This is a genomic window from Streptomyces sp. NPDC058086, from assembly GCF_042885015.1.
GTDB lineage: Bacteria > Actinomycetota > Actinomycetes > Streptomycetales > Streptomycetaceae > Streptomyces.
On record NZ_JBHVST010000186.1, the window covers coordinates 1 to 12435 of the forward strand.

Consider the following 12435-nt stretch of genomic DNA (forward strand, 5'->3'; position numbering starts at 1 on the left):
GCGCCTGGCGCCGCAAGGCCCCGGTGGAGTCGCTGATGCCGCTGCGCCTGGCCCGCTACGGCGTGCCGCTCGCCGAGACCGCCCCCTCCGGCCTGGCTGCCGCGGGCATCGAGCCCGCGCTGCTGCCCCCCGCTCCGCAGTTGGAGGTGGCGCGCGAGCCGGAACCGACGGCACCCGTCGTACAGAGCAACGCGGCGCCTGTCCGGGAACAGCTTCCCGCCGCCGAGGCGAACGAGCCCCCCGAGCAGCCGGAGGACTACGCCGAGCCGCAGAGTCAGTGGCTTCAGGCGCGGGACCCCCTGTCCGTCGCGTATCAGGGCGGCTACGACCCGACGTACGACCCGGATGTCGCGTACCGGCAGTGGTACGAGGAGCAGCAGCAGGCCGAGCAGTTCGAGGAGCAGCAGCGGTTCCGGGCCCGGCAGCAGTTCGAGGAACAGCAGCGGTTCGAGCAGCCGACGTTCCCGCAGCAGCGGTACGAGGAGCAGCCTGCCCCCGCCCCGGAGCCCTCTCCGGAGGACACCGGTACCTTCCCGATCCCGTCCGGCCCGGGTCGTACCCGTGAGCTGGGTGCGGGCGGCGGCTCGGAGCCGACCGAGGAGGACTACTACCTGGTCTTCAAGAAGTCGATAGACGGCAGCTATCCGACCTCGGGCCAGTTCAGGGGCGACGTGGAGGCGACGTACGGCACCACGCTCCCGCAGCGCGAGGCCGACCGCATGGTCAACCGCTTCACCAACCGCCACACGGCGGAACTCCAGGAGGACCACATCGCGTAGGCACGGACGCGCGTACGACGATGGGGGCGCCCGGTGATCAAACGGGCGCCCCCATCGTCGTACAGCCGAAGGCCTTACGCGGCGAGCAGCTTGCGCACCCGGTCCTGGCCGACCGCGAGCAGCAGCGTGGGCAGGCGCGGGCCGGTGTCACGCCCGACCAGCAGGTGGTACAGCAGCGCGAAGAACGTGCGCTGGGCGACCTTGATCTCCGGCGGGAGCTCCTTGGCGGTGGCGTCGGCGGGGAAGCCGGCCTGGACCTTGGGGACGCCGTAGACGAGGTGGGTGAGGCCGTCCAGCGACCAGTTCTGCTCCAGCCCGTCGAGGAGCAGCCGCAGCGACTCGCGGCCCTGGTCGTCGAGCGACTTGAGCAGTTCGACGTCGGGCTCGTCGCGCACGACGGTGCGCTCCTCGGCCGGCACCTGGGTGTTGATCCAGGTCTCGGCCTTGTCGAGCCGGGGCCGGACCTCGTCCAGGGAGGCGAGCGGGTTCTCGGGGTCGAGCTCGCTCAGGATCCGCAGGGTCTGGTCCTCGGCGCCGGCGGTGATGTCGGCGACGGAGGCGAGGGTGCGGTACGCCATCGGGCGGGGGGTCCTGGGCAGTTCCCCGGCGGCGGTGCCGACCGCGCGCGCGTACGCGGCGGCGTCGGCCGGGAGGACCGAGCCGTCGGTGACCTTGCCCGCGAGCTTGTCCCACTCGTCGTACAGCCGCTGGATCTCCTGGTCGAAGGCGATCTTGAACGACTGGTTGGGGCGGCGGCGGGCGTACAGCCAGCGCAGCAGCTGCGGTTCCATGATCTGGAGCGCGTCGGCCGGGGTGGGCACCCCGCCCTTGCTGCTGGACATCTTGGCCATGCCGGAGATGCCGACGAACGCGTACATGGGCCCGATCGGCTGCTTGCCGCCGAAGATGCCCACGATCTGGCCGCCCACCTGGAAGGAGGACCCCGGAGAGGAGTGGTCGACCCCGCTCGGCTCGAAGATGACGCCCTCGTAGGCCCAGCGCATGGGCCAGTCGACCTTCCAGACCAGCTTGCCGCGGTTGAACTCGTTCAGCCGGACGGTCTCGGAGAAGCCGCAGGCGGAGCAGGTGTACGCCAGCTCGGTGGTCTCGTCGTCGTACGAGGTGACGGTGGTGAGGTCCTTCTCGCACTGCCCGCAGTAGGGCTTGTACGGGTAGTACCCGGCGACCGAGCTGCCGTCGTCCTCGGCGGCGGCGCCGGAGCCTTCGGCGGCTTCGAGCTCGGCCTCGTCGACCGGCTTCTGGCCCTGCTGCTTCTTCGCGGGGCCCTTCTTGGTCCGGTACTGGTCGAGGATCGCGTCGATGTCACCGCGGTGCTTCATCGCGAACAGCACCTGGTCGCGGTAGACACCGGAGGTGTACTGCTCGGTCTGGCTGATCCCGTCGTACTCGACGCCGAGCTCGGCCAGCGCCTCGACCATCGCGGCCTTGAAGTGCTCGGCCCAGTTCGGGTACTCCGAGCCCTTGGGGGCGGGGACGGAGGTCAGCGGCTTGCCGATGTGCTCGGCCCAGGACTCGTCGATGCCGGGGATGCCGGCCGGGACCTTGCGGTAGCGGTCGTAGTCGTCCCAGGAGAGCAGGTGGCGCACGGTGTACCCGCGGCGGCGGATCTCGTCGGCGACCAGGTGCGGGGTCATGACCTCGCGGAGGTTGCCGAGGTGGATCGGGCCGGATGGGGAGAGCCCGGACGCGACGACCACAGGTTTGCCCGGGGCCCGACGCTCCGATTCCTCGATGACCTCATCCGCGAAACGGGAGACCCAGTCGGTGGTCTCGGTGCTCTGAGCCACGATCGGCACGTCCTTCTTTCTCATACGCCAGTACGGCTGACCGCACCATTCTCCCAGCTCGGGCCTGAACCGCGAAAACGGCTTTTCACCGCATGGGATACTGGCTTTCCTGTACTCAGAAACTCCCGGAACCCGAGCAGAACGGCAGCCACTCCATGGCCTCGGTCACGTCCCTCACCGCCTCCGTCCACCAGCGCCTCGCGGACGCCCTCTCGGCAGCCCTGCCGGAGGCCGGTTCCGCGGACCCGCTGCTGCGACGAAGCGACCGGGCCGATTTCCAGGCCAACGGGATCCTGGCCCTCGCGAAGAAGGCGAAGGCGAACCCGAGAGAGCTGGCGACGCAGGTCGTGGCGCGGGTCGAGTCGGGTGAGGTGATCAAGGACATCGAGGTCTCCGGGCCCGGCTTCCTGAACATCACGATCACTGACAAGGCCATCACCGAGAACCTGGCGGCGCGGTACGAGGACGGCGAGCGCCTCGGCGTGCCGCTCGCCGAGGACCCGGGCACCACGGTCATCGACTACGCGCAGCCGAACGTGGCGAAGGAGATGCACGTCGGTCACCTGCGTTCGGCGGTCATCGGCGACGCGGTGGTCCAGATCCTGGAGTTCACCGGCGAGAGCGTGGTCCGGCGCCATCACATCGGCGACTGGGGCACCCAGTTCGGCATGCTCATCCAGTACCTGATCGAGCACCCGCACGAGCTGGACCACAAGGGCGCGGCGGAGGTCTCCGGCGAGGAGGCCATGTCGAACCTGAACCGGCTCTACAAGGCGGCGCGGACGCTCTTCGACTCCGACGAGGAGTTCAAGACGCGGGCGCGGCGCCGGGTGGTCGACCTCCAGGCGGGTGAGCCCGAGACCCTCGCCATGTGGCAGAAGTTCGTGGACGAGTCGAAGATCTACTTCTACTCGGTCTTCGACAAGCTGGACATGGAGATCCGGGACCCGGACGTGGTCGGCGAGTCGGGCTACAACGACATGCTGGACGAGACCTGCCGCCTCCTGGAGGAGTCGGGCGTGGCGGTCCGCTCCGACGGCGCGCTCTGTGTGTTCTTCGACGATGTGAAGGGCCCGGACGGCAACCCGGTCCCGCTGATCGTGAAGAAGTCGGACGGTGGCTACGGCTACGCGGCGACCGACCTCTCGGCGATCAGGGACCGTGTCTTCAACCTCAAGGCGAACACCCTCGTCTACGTGGTCGACGCCCGTCAGTCCCTGCACTTCAAGATGGTCTTCGAGACCGCGCGCAGGGCGGGCTGGCTGAGCGACGACGTGCAGGCGCAGCAGCTGGCCTTCGGCACGGTGCTGGGCAAGGACGGCAAACCGTTCAAGACGCGTGAGGGCGAGACGGTCCGGCTGGTGGATCTCCTGGACGAGGCGATCGAGCGGGCCACGGCGGTCGTGCGGGAGAAGGACACCCTGGGGCAGCTGTCGGAGGAGGAGATCTCCGAGCGCGGCACGCAGGTGGGCATCGGCGCGGTCAAGTACGCCGACCTGTCGACGTCGGCGAACCGCGACTACAAGTTCGACCTGGACCAGATGGTGTCGCTCAACGGCGACACGTCCGTGTACCTCCAGTACGCGTACGCCCGTATCCAGTCGATCCTGCGCAAGGCGGGCGAGGTCCGCCCGGCCGCCCACCCGGAGCTGGAACTGGCCCCGGCCGAGCGCGAGTTGGGCCTGCACCTGGACCGCTTCGCGGAGACGATCACGGAGGTCGCCGGCGAGTACGCCCCACACAAACTGGCGGCGTACCTGTACCAGCTGGCGTCCCTGTACACGACCTTCTACTCGGAGTGCCCGGTCCTGAAGGCGGACACCCCGGCCCAGGTCGAGAACCGCCTGTTCCTGTGCGACCTCACGGCTCGCACCCTGCACCAGGGCATGGCCCTGCTGGGCATCAGGACGCCGGAGCGCCTCTGATCTCCCGTGGGGCGCCGAGCCCGGCGTAAACCCCGTAGTACCTGATCCCGTAGGCCGCTGACGCGCCTGCGGGATCAGGCGTTTCCGCGCCCGGACGCGCGTACGCACGATCACCCGAGCGCGTGCCCCTGCCCGCTCGGGACTGTTACTCACTTTCGGGTGACGGCGGAGGTCGCGGACGGGTGGCGCGGCATGGCGAAGAAGTGGCGCAGGTCAGTACTGATGCGGCCACACCCCCCGAAGAGGCGTCAACCCGACACACCTTCACAAAACGTGCGCACTACATGCGACTATCACGACAATGTCGTTGATCGGCAACGCCCTCCGATTCCGGGACGTAGCGGAGCACTTCAGTCGGCAAGCTATGCGGTGTCCGGCCAGCAGGCCGGGTGCACGAACAGCGGGCCGCCGGCACGATCCTGTCGCCGCGACCCGCCAGTACCCCAAGGGGGCACCCATGACCGCTTCGCAGACCTTCACGGCCCGTCGCCTGGCCGCCGCCGCTCTGTCCGCCGCCGCGCTGGTGGGAGCAGCCGCCCTGCCGGCGGTGGCCGACGGAGCCGGGCCGCGCGGTCCGCAGGTGGAGATCAGCAAGGTCCAGTACGACGCCCCGGGTCACGGCTCCAGGTCCAACCGCTCGCTGAACGAGGAGTGGGTGCAGATCACCAACAGCGGGCGCGGCAGCGTGAACCTGGACAACTGGACGCTGTCCAACCGTCAGGGCCGCGTCTACACGTTCCACCACCTGCGCCTGGACGGCCGCTCCACCGTCCGCGTCCACACCGGTTTCGGGCGTGACACCTACCGCGACGTCTACCAGGACCGCCGCAACTTCGTCTGGGACGACCGCGAGGACACCGCCACGCTCCGCAACGACCACCGTCGTGTGGTCGACACCCTCTCCTGGGACGCCAGGCACCACGGTGACGACGGTCGCGGCCACGGCGACGACCGCGGACACGGCAGCGACCGCAGCCACGGTGACGACCGCGGCCACGGTGACGAGCACGGCCGCGGCCCGGGCCACGGCCACCGCTGACACCTGGCGGGTCGAGACCGGCGTACGGACTGCGCCGCCCTCGACCCGCGCCTGACCCTCTTCGCGCGGCGTGCCACGAACCACCTGTGGCACGCCGCGTTCGTGTGTCCCGGCGCTCCAGGACCTCGTGGGCGGACCCCGAGGTGCGTTGTCAGTGGCGGGCCCTAAAGTCACCGGCATGGCGACACTTCCGAACCCGCTGCCCTCGCTGGCGGCAGATCCGAGCGGGCGCGCGCTCGGCCTCGAACTCCCGCCCGGGAAACTGATCGACACGACAGACGACGGCCCCTGGCACGAGCCGTTGCTGTGGCACACCGAGGCACCGGCCGCCCCCGGAGACTGGGCCACGCTGGGTTCCGCCCCGCGCACGGCCGGCCTGCTCCCCCTCCTCATAGACGTCGGCGGCAGCCAGGGCGGCCCGGAGGAATGGGAGTTGATGCCCGAGGAGATGTCGTATCCGGGGGATCACGACGCCGACGAGGTACTGGCGGGGTACTGGGAGGAGTACGCGGAGGACGAGCTCGAGCTCGACGCCGACGTGGACCACCCCGGCAAGGAAGCGGTCACCGAACTCTTCGGTGAGGCCGAGGAGTTCGCCGAGACGATCGCGCCGCACGGCGTGCAGTGGCCCGGCCTGGCACCGGCCACCGCGCCCGGGGCGGACGCGGACGGCCTGGCCACCGAGGTCGCCGACTCCCTCGCGGGCGGCGGCTCCTGGCTGAAGGAGCCGCGCCTCGCCCTGGTCCCGGCGCGCCGCAGCGCGGACATCCCGGCGGCGATCGGCTGGTCCGGTCCGGTGAACTACGAGGGTGACGTGGCCCGCCTCTGCGCGGTCCTGCGCTCCTGGGAGGACCGCTTCGGCGTACGGGTCGTGGCCCTCACCTTCGACCAGCTGGTCCTGTCGGTGGCGGCCCCGCCCACGACACCGGCCGAGGCCGAGGCGGTGGCCGCCGAGCACTTCGCCTTCTGCCCCGACAACATCACGCAGGGCGAGAGCGAGACGCTGCGCGCGTACGCGGCGGACGAGGTGCTCGGCAAGCGGGTGTGGTCCTTCTGGTGGGACTGACCGGCTCCCCTGCCTAACGAAACCCCTTCGCCAGCCGCCGCAGCCCCTCACCGATCTCGTCCGGGGTCTGGGTGACGAAGCAGAGCCGCAGCGTCGCGGGGTCGGGCTCCCCGGCGTAGAAGGGCGCGCCCGGCACGTACGCCACTCCCTGCTCCACCACTCCCCGGAGCAGGGCCGTGGTGTCGTACGACTCGGGCAGCCGCGCCCAGAGGAACATGCCGCCCTCGGGCCGGGTCCACGTGGACCCGGCCGGAAGGGCGTCGGCGATACCCGCCAGCATGGCGTCGCGCCGCTCGCGGTACACGCCCGCGACCCGTGCCACATGGGCGTCGAGGTCCCGGTCGGCGAGATAACGCGCGGCGGCGAGCTGGTTGACGGTCGGGGTGTGCAGATCGGCGGCCTGCTTGGCGACGGCGCACGCCCGCAGCAGCGCGGCGGGGGCCCGCAGCCAGCCGAGCCTGAGGCCGGGCGCCATGACCTTGGAGAAGGACCCGAGGAGCACGGTCCGGTCCTGGGCACCGTCGCACGAGGCGATCCACGGCACCCGCTCGCCCTCGAAACGGAGCTCGCCGTACGGGTCGTCCTCGACGATCCACACCCCGCACCGGGCGGCGACGGACGCGACGGCGGCCCGGCGCTCACCCGCCATGGTCCGGCCGGTCGGGTTCTGAAAGGTCGGCACGGTGTAGAGCAGCTTGGGCCGCTCGCGAGTGACAAGCTCCTCAAGCGCGTCCGGATCGATCCCGCCCCCGTCCGCCGGCACCGCGACCACCCGCGCCCCGGCGAACGCGAACGCCTGGAGTGCCGCCAGATAGCAGGGGCTTTCGACGAGCACGGTGTCGCCGGGCTCGACCAGGACGGTGGCGAGCAGCGAGAGCGCCTGCTGCGACCCGGTGGTGACCAGTACGTCGTCCGCGTCCGTCGGCAGCCCTCGTGCGGTGGTCCGCTCCGCGAGGGCTGCCCGCAGCACGGGCTCGCCCTCGGTGGTCGAGTACTGCAGCGCCCGCTCGGGCTCGTGGGCGAACACGTCACGGAACGCGGCGGCGATCCCGTCCGCGTCGAACAGCTCCGGCGCCGGCAGCCCGCCCGCGAAGTTGATCACCTCCGGCCGCGCGGTGACCGCGAGGATCTCCCGTACCGGCGACCCACCGATCGCGGTGGCCCGCGCGGCGAGCGGCGGCACGGCTTGAGCGATCTCGAGACCGGTCACAGGACGACTCCTTCTCCTACGGCTCCCACAACCCCTGGCTCGCCACCCTAGAAAGAAACCTGCGCCCTACACCGACCAATTCCGCGATACGGACACGAAGAACTTCCCGGCGGGGGCGGGAGTCAGGGCTTGACGCCCGTCACCCCGTACACATTGATGTCCGCGTCCGTCACGTCATTGATGTCGCGATAGCGGATCTTCTCGATGTCGTCGAGGCTGGCGAAGTACGCGGGATCCACCTTTTCGGGCAGCGGAGCCGCACCGTCCGGCCGCCAGCGGTGCACAGGCACGACACCCGGCTCCGCCACCTCGAGCCCGTTCTCCGTGAAGAACCGCTCCACCTCGGCCCTGGACCGCAGCACGAACGTGAACCCCCGCTCGGTGAACGTCCGCTGAACCGCCCGAATGTTCTCCGCGTTGAGATCCTCGGTGAGATGGCTGAGCACGAGCCGGCTGCCCGAAGGCAACGCCTCCACCAGCTCACGCACGATCGGATAGGCCTGCTCGTCCTCGATGAAGTGCAGGATCGCCACCAGCACGAGGGCGATCGGCTGCTCGAAGTCGAGGGTCTTCGCGGCCCCTTCGAGGATCCGCGCGGGCTCCTCGAGGTCCGCGTCGATGTAGTCCGTCTGCCCCTCGGGCCCACTGGTGAGCAACGCACGCGCGTGAGCGAGCACAACGGGGTCGTTGTCGACGTACACGACCCGCGACTCCGGAGTGATCCGCTGCGCGATCTGGTGGACGTTCTCCTGCGTCGGCAACCCGGTACCTATGTCCAGGAACTGACGGATACCCGATTCCTGGGTCAGCGTGGTGACCGCCCTGCGCAGGAAGTCCCGGTTGTGCCGGACGTCGAGGTACCCGCTCGGATTGGCCACGATCGCCGCGGCGGCCGCGGACCGGTCGACCGGGTAGTTGTCCTTGCCCCCGAGGAAGACGTCGTAGACGCGCGCCGGGTGCGCCTTGGTGGTGTCGATCCTCCTTCTCAGCTCGGCGGGGTCCTGGCTGAGAGCATCACCGGGCATAAAGCCTCTCCCTGGAGAGTCGCGTCATTCGATGGGCAACAACGTAACTCCTAGGGGGACTTGATAGTGCCCATCCCCTGACTAACCTGTCGCGGCCGTCTCCCACTCACTGCCGCCCAGCGGATAGTCGTAGGCGGGCCGCCCCACATTCCCGCTCGTCCGGAACGGCTTCCCGTTGTCGTCGATACGCACCGTGCCACTGCGCGCTCCACTGGACCAGTCGAGCTCCAGGTACCAGCTCACGTCGTGCGCCCGCGCGTCCGCGAAGACATAGAAGACCTCGGGATCAGACTCGCTGACCTTGTAGGGGAAGTCCCGCTGCCCGGCCTTGGGCGTGGTCACGGGCCGCCCCGCGTCGAGATCCACGGCGAACGACTTCGTCTGCACGCCGCCCCCGCAGCCGACGCCCATCGCATAGTCGTTCCAGGCGAGCGGCACGTCCTTCCCCACCACCCGCACGTGCAGCCCATCCAGGACCACGGTGGCCTTCCCGGTCCCCTGCACGGTCAGCGCGAGCATCTGCTCCTGACCGGCGACCGCGCCGAGCGCCGTGACCCACCCGCGCGCGTCCGACTCGTTCGGCGGCGGGGGCACCTGCGCGGCCTTCCGGTTCACCAGGTAGTGCTGACTGCACGGGCCTTCCCACTTGTACGGGTTGGCGGCCACGACGGGCGCGGTGGCGCCGTCGGCGACGTCCTGGCCCGCGCCGCCGCCCGAAGCCGTCGTCGAGACGGACGCCTCGGGCCCACCACCGTGCGAGGCGGAGACGGAGGCGCTGGCCGAGGCGGACGGCTCCCGGTGCTTGCCGTCGGCGGACGCCGTCCCCCGCGAACCCTCCCGGGGACCGGACGACGCGGCGGCCCCCAAGACCTCCCGCCCCCCGCTCCCGTCCCCCTTGCCGTCCGGCACGAACCGCACCGCGAGCGCGGCGGACGCGAGCACCGCGGCGACGGCGACCGAGGCGAGGAGGACCGTACGCCGTCGCCGGCCCCCGGTCGAAGCCTTACCCGAGGGCCCGCCGACAACCTCCGAAGCCGCATCCGGCTCCCCCGAGGAACCCTCCACCCCCACCGGCATCACGGACGCCACATCCGCCACGGACACCTCATCCGTCACAGACGCCACATCCGCCACAGACGCCACATCCGCCACATCCGCCACATCCGCCACGGAAGCTGTATCCGTCACAGGCGCCGCAGGCACCCCCTTCTGCCCCCGCAGCACATCGGCCCGCACCCACCGCCGATGCAGCTCCACCAGCTCCTCGGGAGTCGCCCCGCACACGCGCGCGAGCCGCTCCACGGGTGCGTAGTCCGTCGGCACGGCGTCCCCGTTGACGTAGCGATGCAGCGTGGACGTACTCACGTGCAACCGTTTCGCGAGCACCCCGTAACTGAGTCCGGACCGCTCCTTCAGCTCCCGCAGCAGCCCCGCGAACTCGTCCCCGGCCACCGTTTCTCCCTCCCCCGCGTCCCGGGCCGCGTTCCAGGGGGACGGTATTCCCCCTGGTCAGACCCCATAGGACCGTTCCGACGTCCCGTATCCCCCGGCAACCGTGGCGGCCGGGACGGATCAACCGACAAGCTGTGGTCATCCAAGCACGCCGCTCCCCTCGACCAGTCGAGCGGCCGCCGACCAGCCACACCCACAGGGGGATCACCCATGTCCGCACGCACCGCCCGCACCCGCCTCCTCGCCGCCACGACGGTCGCGCTCGCCGCGTTCGCCCTCACGGCGTGCGACAACGGGAAGGGCGTACGTGACGAGGGTCCGTCCGCCGCGTCCAATTCCTCGGCGCGGCCGACCGGGTCCACGGCCCACGGCGGTACGAAGGCGAAGCCGGCGGGCGAGACGGGGGGCTCGACGGCCGCCTCAAAGGGCACCACCACGACGGGCACCACCACGGCGGGCACCAGCGGCGGCTCCGGCTCCGCCGGCAAGAACGGCACAGGCACCACGGCCACCCGGAACCCCGCCTGCAACGGCGCCAACAGCAAGACCACCGCGACCGAGGTCTCCCGCCCCCTCAACCACCTGCTCCTCACCGTCACCAACACCGGTGCGAAGAACTGCGATCTGACCGGCTACCCGATCGCCCGCTTCGGCGAGGCCCAGTCCGTCCCGCCGGTCGCCGAGTCGACCCACCCGCAGGCGGTCGTCACGCTGGCTCCGGGCGAGTCCGGCTACGCGGGCGTCCTGCTCTCGGCCGCCGACGGCAGCGGCGGCAACGGCTACACGGCCAAGACCCTCGTCGTCGGCTTCGCCAAGGGCAGCAGCGCGACCCCGGCGCTCCCGACGAAGGGCGTGTACGTGGACGACAAGCTCACGGTGACGTACTGGCAGCAGAGGCTGGACGACGCGCTGGCGTACTGAGCGGCTGCCGGGCCCTAGCGGAGCTTCTGCGCGACCTCGGTGGCCCAGTAGGTGAGGATGTTCTGGGCGCCGGCCCGCTTGATGCCGGTCAGCGTCTCCAGGATCGCCTTGTCACGGTCGATCCAGCCCTTCTCGGCCGCCGCCTCGATCATCGAGTACTCGCCGGAGATCTGGTAGGCGGCCACGGGCACGTCGACGGAGTCAGCGACCCGCGCCAGGATGTCCAGATACGGTCCCGCCGGCTTCACCATCACCATGTCGGCCCCCTCCTCCAGATCGAGGGCCAACTCCCGCAGGGACTCCCGCGCATTGGCGGGGTCCTGCTGGTACGTCTTGCGGTCGCCCTTCAGCGAGGAGGCGACGGCCTCCCGGAAAGGCCCGAAGAAGGCGGAGGAGTACTTCACGGTGTAGGCGAGGATGGCGACGTCCTCGCGCCCGATCTGGTCCAGGGCGTCCCGGATGACCCCGATCTGCCCGTCCATCATCCCGCTGGGCCCCACCACGTGCGCCCCCGCGTCGGCCTGGACCTGGGCCATCTCGGCGTACCGCTCCAGGGTCGCGTCGTTGTCGACGCGGCCTTCCGCGTCGAGCACTCCGCAGTGCCCGTGGTCGGTGGTCTCGTCGAGACACAGATCGGACATGACGAGCAGTTCGTCGCCGACCTCGGCACGCACGTCACGGAGGGCGAGCTGCAGAATCCCGTCCGGGTCGGTCCCGGCGGTTCCGACGGCGTCCTTCTTCGAGTCCTCCGGCACGCCGAAGAGCATGATCCCGGAGATCCCGGCCTCCACGGCCTCCAGCGCGGCCTTCTTCAGGCTGTCGCGCGTGTGCTGTACGACGCCGGGCATCGCCGCGATGGGAACCGGCTCGTGCACGCCCTCCCGTACGAACGCGGGGAGGATGAAGTCGGCGGGGTGCAGCCGGGTCTCGGCGACCATGCGCCGCATGACCGGCGTCGTACGCAGCCGCCGCGGCCGCGTACCGGGGAAGGATCCGTACTTCGTCATGCCCTCTACGCTACGCCCGCCCCTCGGCTCCCCTTGCCGACACCTTGCCGGTACAAACCCCAGACACCGAACGGGGCTCCGCCCCACATCCCCACCCACCCGACCCGTTGCCCTGCGGCCCGGCGGGGGCTGATCGCGCAGTTCCCCGGCGCCCCTAAAAGCCTGGGGCGCCGGGGCGCAGCCCCGTGCCCCAGGGGCGCGGG

The 12435-nt window shown here is 70.6% G+C and carries 9 protein-coding genes and 1 pseudogene; 5 read left to right on the plus strand and 5 right to left on the minus strand.

Going from position 1 to position 12435, the window contains the following annotated elements:
* Positions 1–779 (plus strand): annotated as a pseudogene (locus tag ACFVWD_RS55420) (hypothetical protein); the annotation flags it as partial.
* A gap of 74 nt (positions 780–853) precedes the next feature.
* Here the strand turns inward: ACFVWD_RS55420 and lysS are convergent.
* On the minus strand, positions 854–2596 hold the full coding sequence (gene lysS, locus ACFVWD_RS55425) for a lysine--tRNA ligase (RefSeq protein WP_389606555.1): 1743 nt from the start codon (positions 2594–2596) through the stop codon (positions 854–856).
* A 146-nt stretch (positions 2597–2742) separates the two neighbouring features.
* On the opposite strand from lysS, the gene argS reads away from it, so the two are divergent.
* From argS to ACFVWD_RS55440, 3 genes are all read left to right on the plus strand, one after another.
* Positions 2743–4512 (plus strand): arginine--tRNA ligase, encoded by a 1770-nt coding sequence (argS, locus tag ACFVWD_RS55430; protein ID WP_389606566.1) that lies wholly within the window; start codon positions 2743–2745, stop codon positions 4510–4512.
* A 457-nt stretch (positions 4513–4969) separates the two neighbouring features.
* Positions 4970–5551 (plus strand): lamin tail domain-containing protein, encoded by a 582-nt coding sequence (locus tag ACFVWD_RS55435; RefSeq protein ID WP_389606556.1) that lies wholly within the window; start codon positions 4970–4972, stop codon positions 5549–5551.
* Between the two features lie 178 nt (positions 5552–5729).
* Positions 5730–6617 (plus strand): DUF4253 domain-containing protein, encoded by an 888-nt coding sequence (locus ACFVWD_RS55440; RefSeq protein ID WP_389606558.1) that lies wholly within the window; start codon positions 5730–5732, stop codon positions 6615–6617.
* Positions 6618–6630: 13 nt separating this feature from the next.
* Here the strand turns inward: ACFVWD_RS55440 and ACFVWD_RS55445 are convergent, their stop codons facing one another.
* The 3 genes from ACFVWD_RS55445 to ACFVWD_RS55455 form a co-directional block, all read right to left on the minus strand.
* Positions 6631–7827, minus strand: a complete 1197-nt coding sequence (locus ACFVWD_RS55445) for a PLP-dependent aminotransferase family protein (RefSeq protein ID WP_389606559.1) — start codon at positions 7825–7827, stop codon at positions 6631–6633.
* Between the two features lie 122 nt (positions 7828–7949).
* Positions 7950–8852, minus strand: a complete 903-nt coding sequence (locus ACFVWD_RS55450; RefSeq protein ID WP_389606560.1) for an SAM-dependent methyltransferase — start codon at positions 8850–8852, stop codon at positions 7950–7952.
* A gap of 81 nt (positions 8853–8933) precedes the next feature.
* The gene (locus tag ACFVWD_RS55455; RefSeq protein ID WP_389606562.1) at positions 8934–10304 is read right to left on the minus strand and encodes a helix-turn-helix domain-containing protein; all 1371 of its coding nucleotides are present in this window, start codon (positions 10302–10304) and stop codon (positions 8934–8936) included.
* Positions 10305–10514: 210 nt separating this feature from the next.
* Between ACFVWD_RS55455 and ACFVWD_RS55460 the strand changes: the two genes are divergently transcribed.
* The gene (locus ACFVWD_RS55460; RefSeq protein ID WP_389606563.1) at positions 10515–11225 is read left to right on the plus strand and encodes a DUF4232 domain-containing protein; all 711 of its coding nucleotides are present in this window, start codon (positions 10515–10517) and stop codon (positions 11223–11225) included.
* Between the two features lie 14 nt (positions 11226–11239).
* Here ACFVWD_RS55460 and hemB read toward each other — a convergent pair whose 3' ends face one another.
* The gene (hemB, locus tag ACFVWD_RS55465; RefSeq protein ID WP_389606565.1) at positions 11240–12232 is read right to left on the minus strand and encodes a porphobilinogen synthase; all 993 of its coding nucleotides are present in this window, start codon (positions 12230–12232) and stop codon (positions 11240–11242) included.
* Positions 12233–12435 lie beyond the last annotated feature (203 nt).

What these genes read in the sequence shown, in the direction of transcription:
- argS (WP_389606566.1), top strand. Translation starts at nt 2,743, where the DNA reads ATGGCCTCGGTCACGTCCCTCACCGCCTCCGTCCACCAGCGCCTCGCG.
- ACFVWD_RS55435 (WP_389606556.1), top strand. Translation starts at nt 4,970, where the DNA reads ATGACCGCTTCGCAGACCTTCACGGCCCGTCGCCTGGCCGCCGCCGCT.
- ACFVWD_RS55440 (WP_389606558.1), top strand. Translation starts at nt 5,730, where the DNA reads ATGGCGACACTTCCGAACCCGCTGCCCTCGCTGGCGGCAGATCCGAGC.
- ACFVWD_RS55450 (WP_389606560.1), bottom strand. Translation starts at nt 8,852, where the DNA reads ATGCCCGGTGATGCTCTCAGCCAGGACCCCGCCGAGCTGAGAAGGAGG.
- ACFVWD_RS55460 (WP_389606563.1), top strand. Translation starts at nt 10,515, where the DNA reads ATGTCCGCACGCACCGCCCGCACCCGCCTCCTCGCCGCCACGACGGTC.
- hemB (WP_389606565.1), bottom strand. Translation starts at nt 12,232, where the DNA reads ATGACGAAGTACGGATCCTTCCCCGGTACGCGGCCGCGGCGGCTGCGT.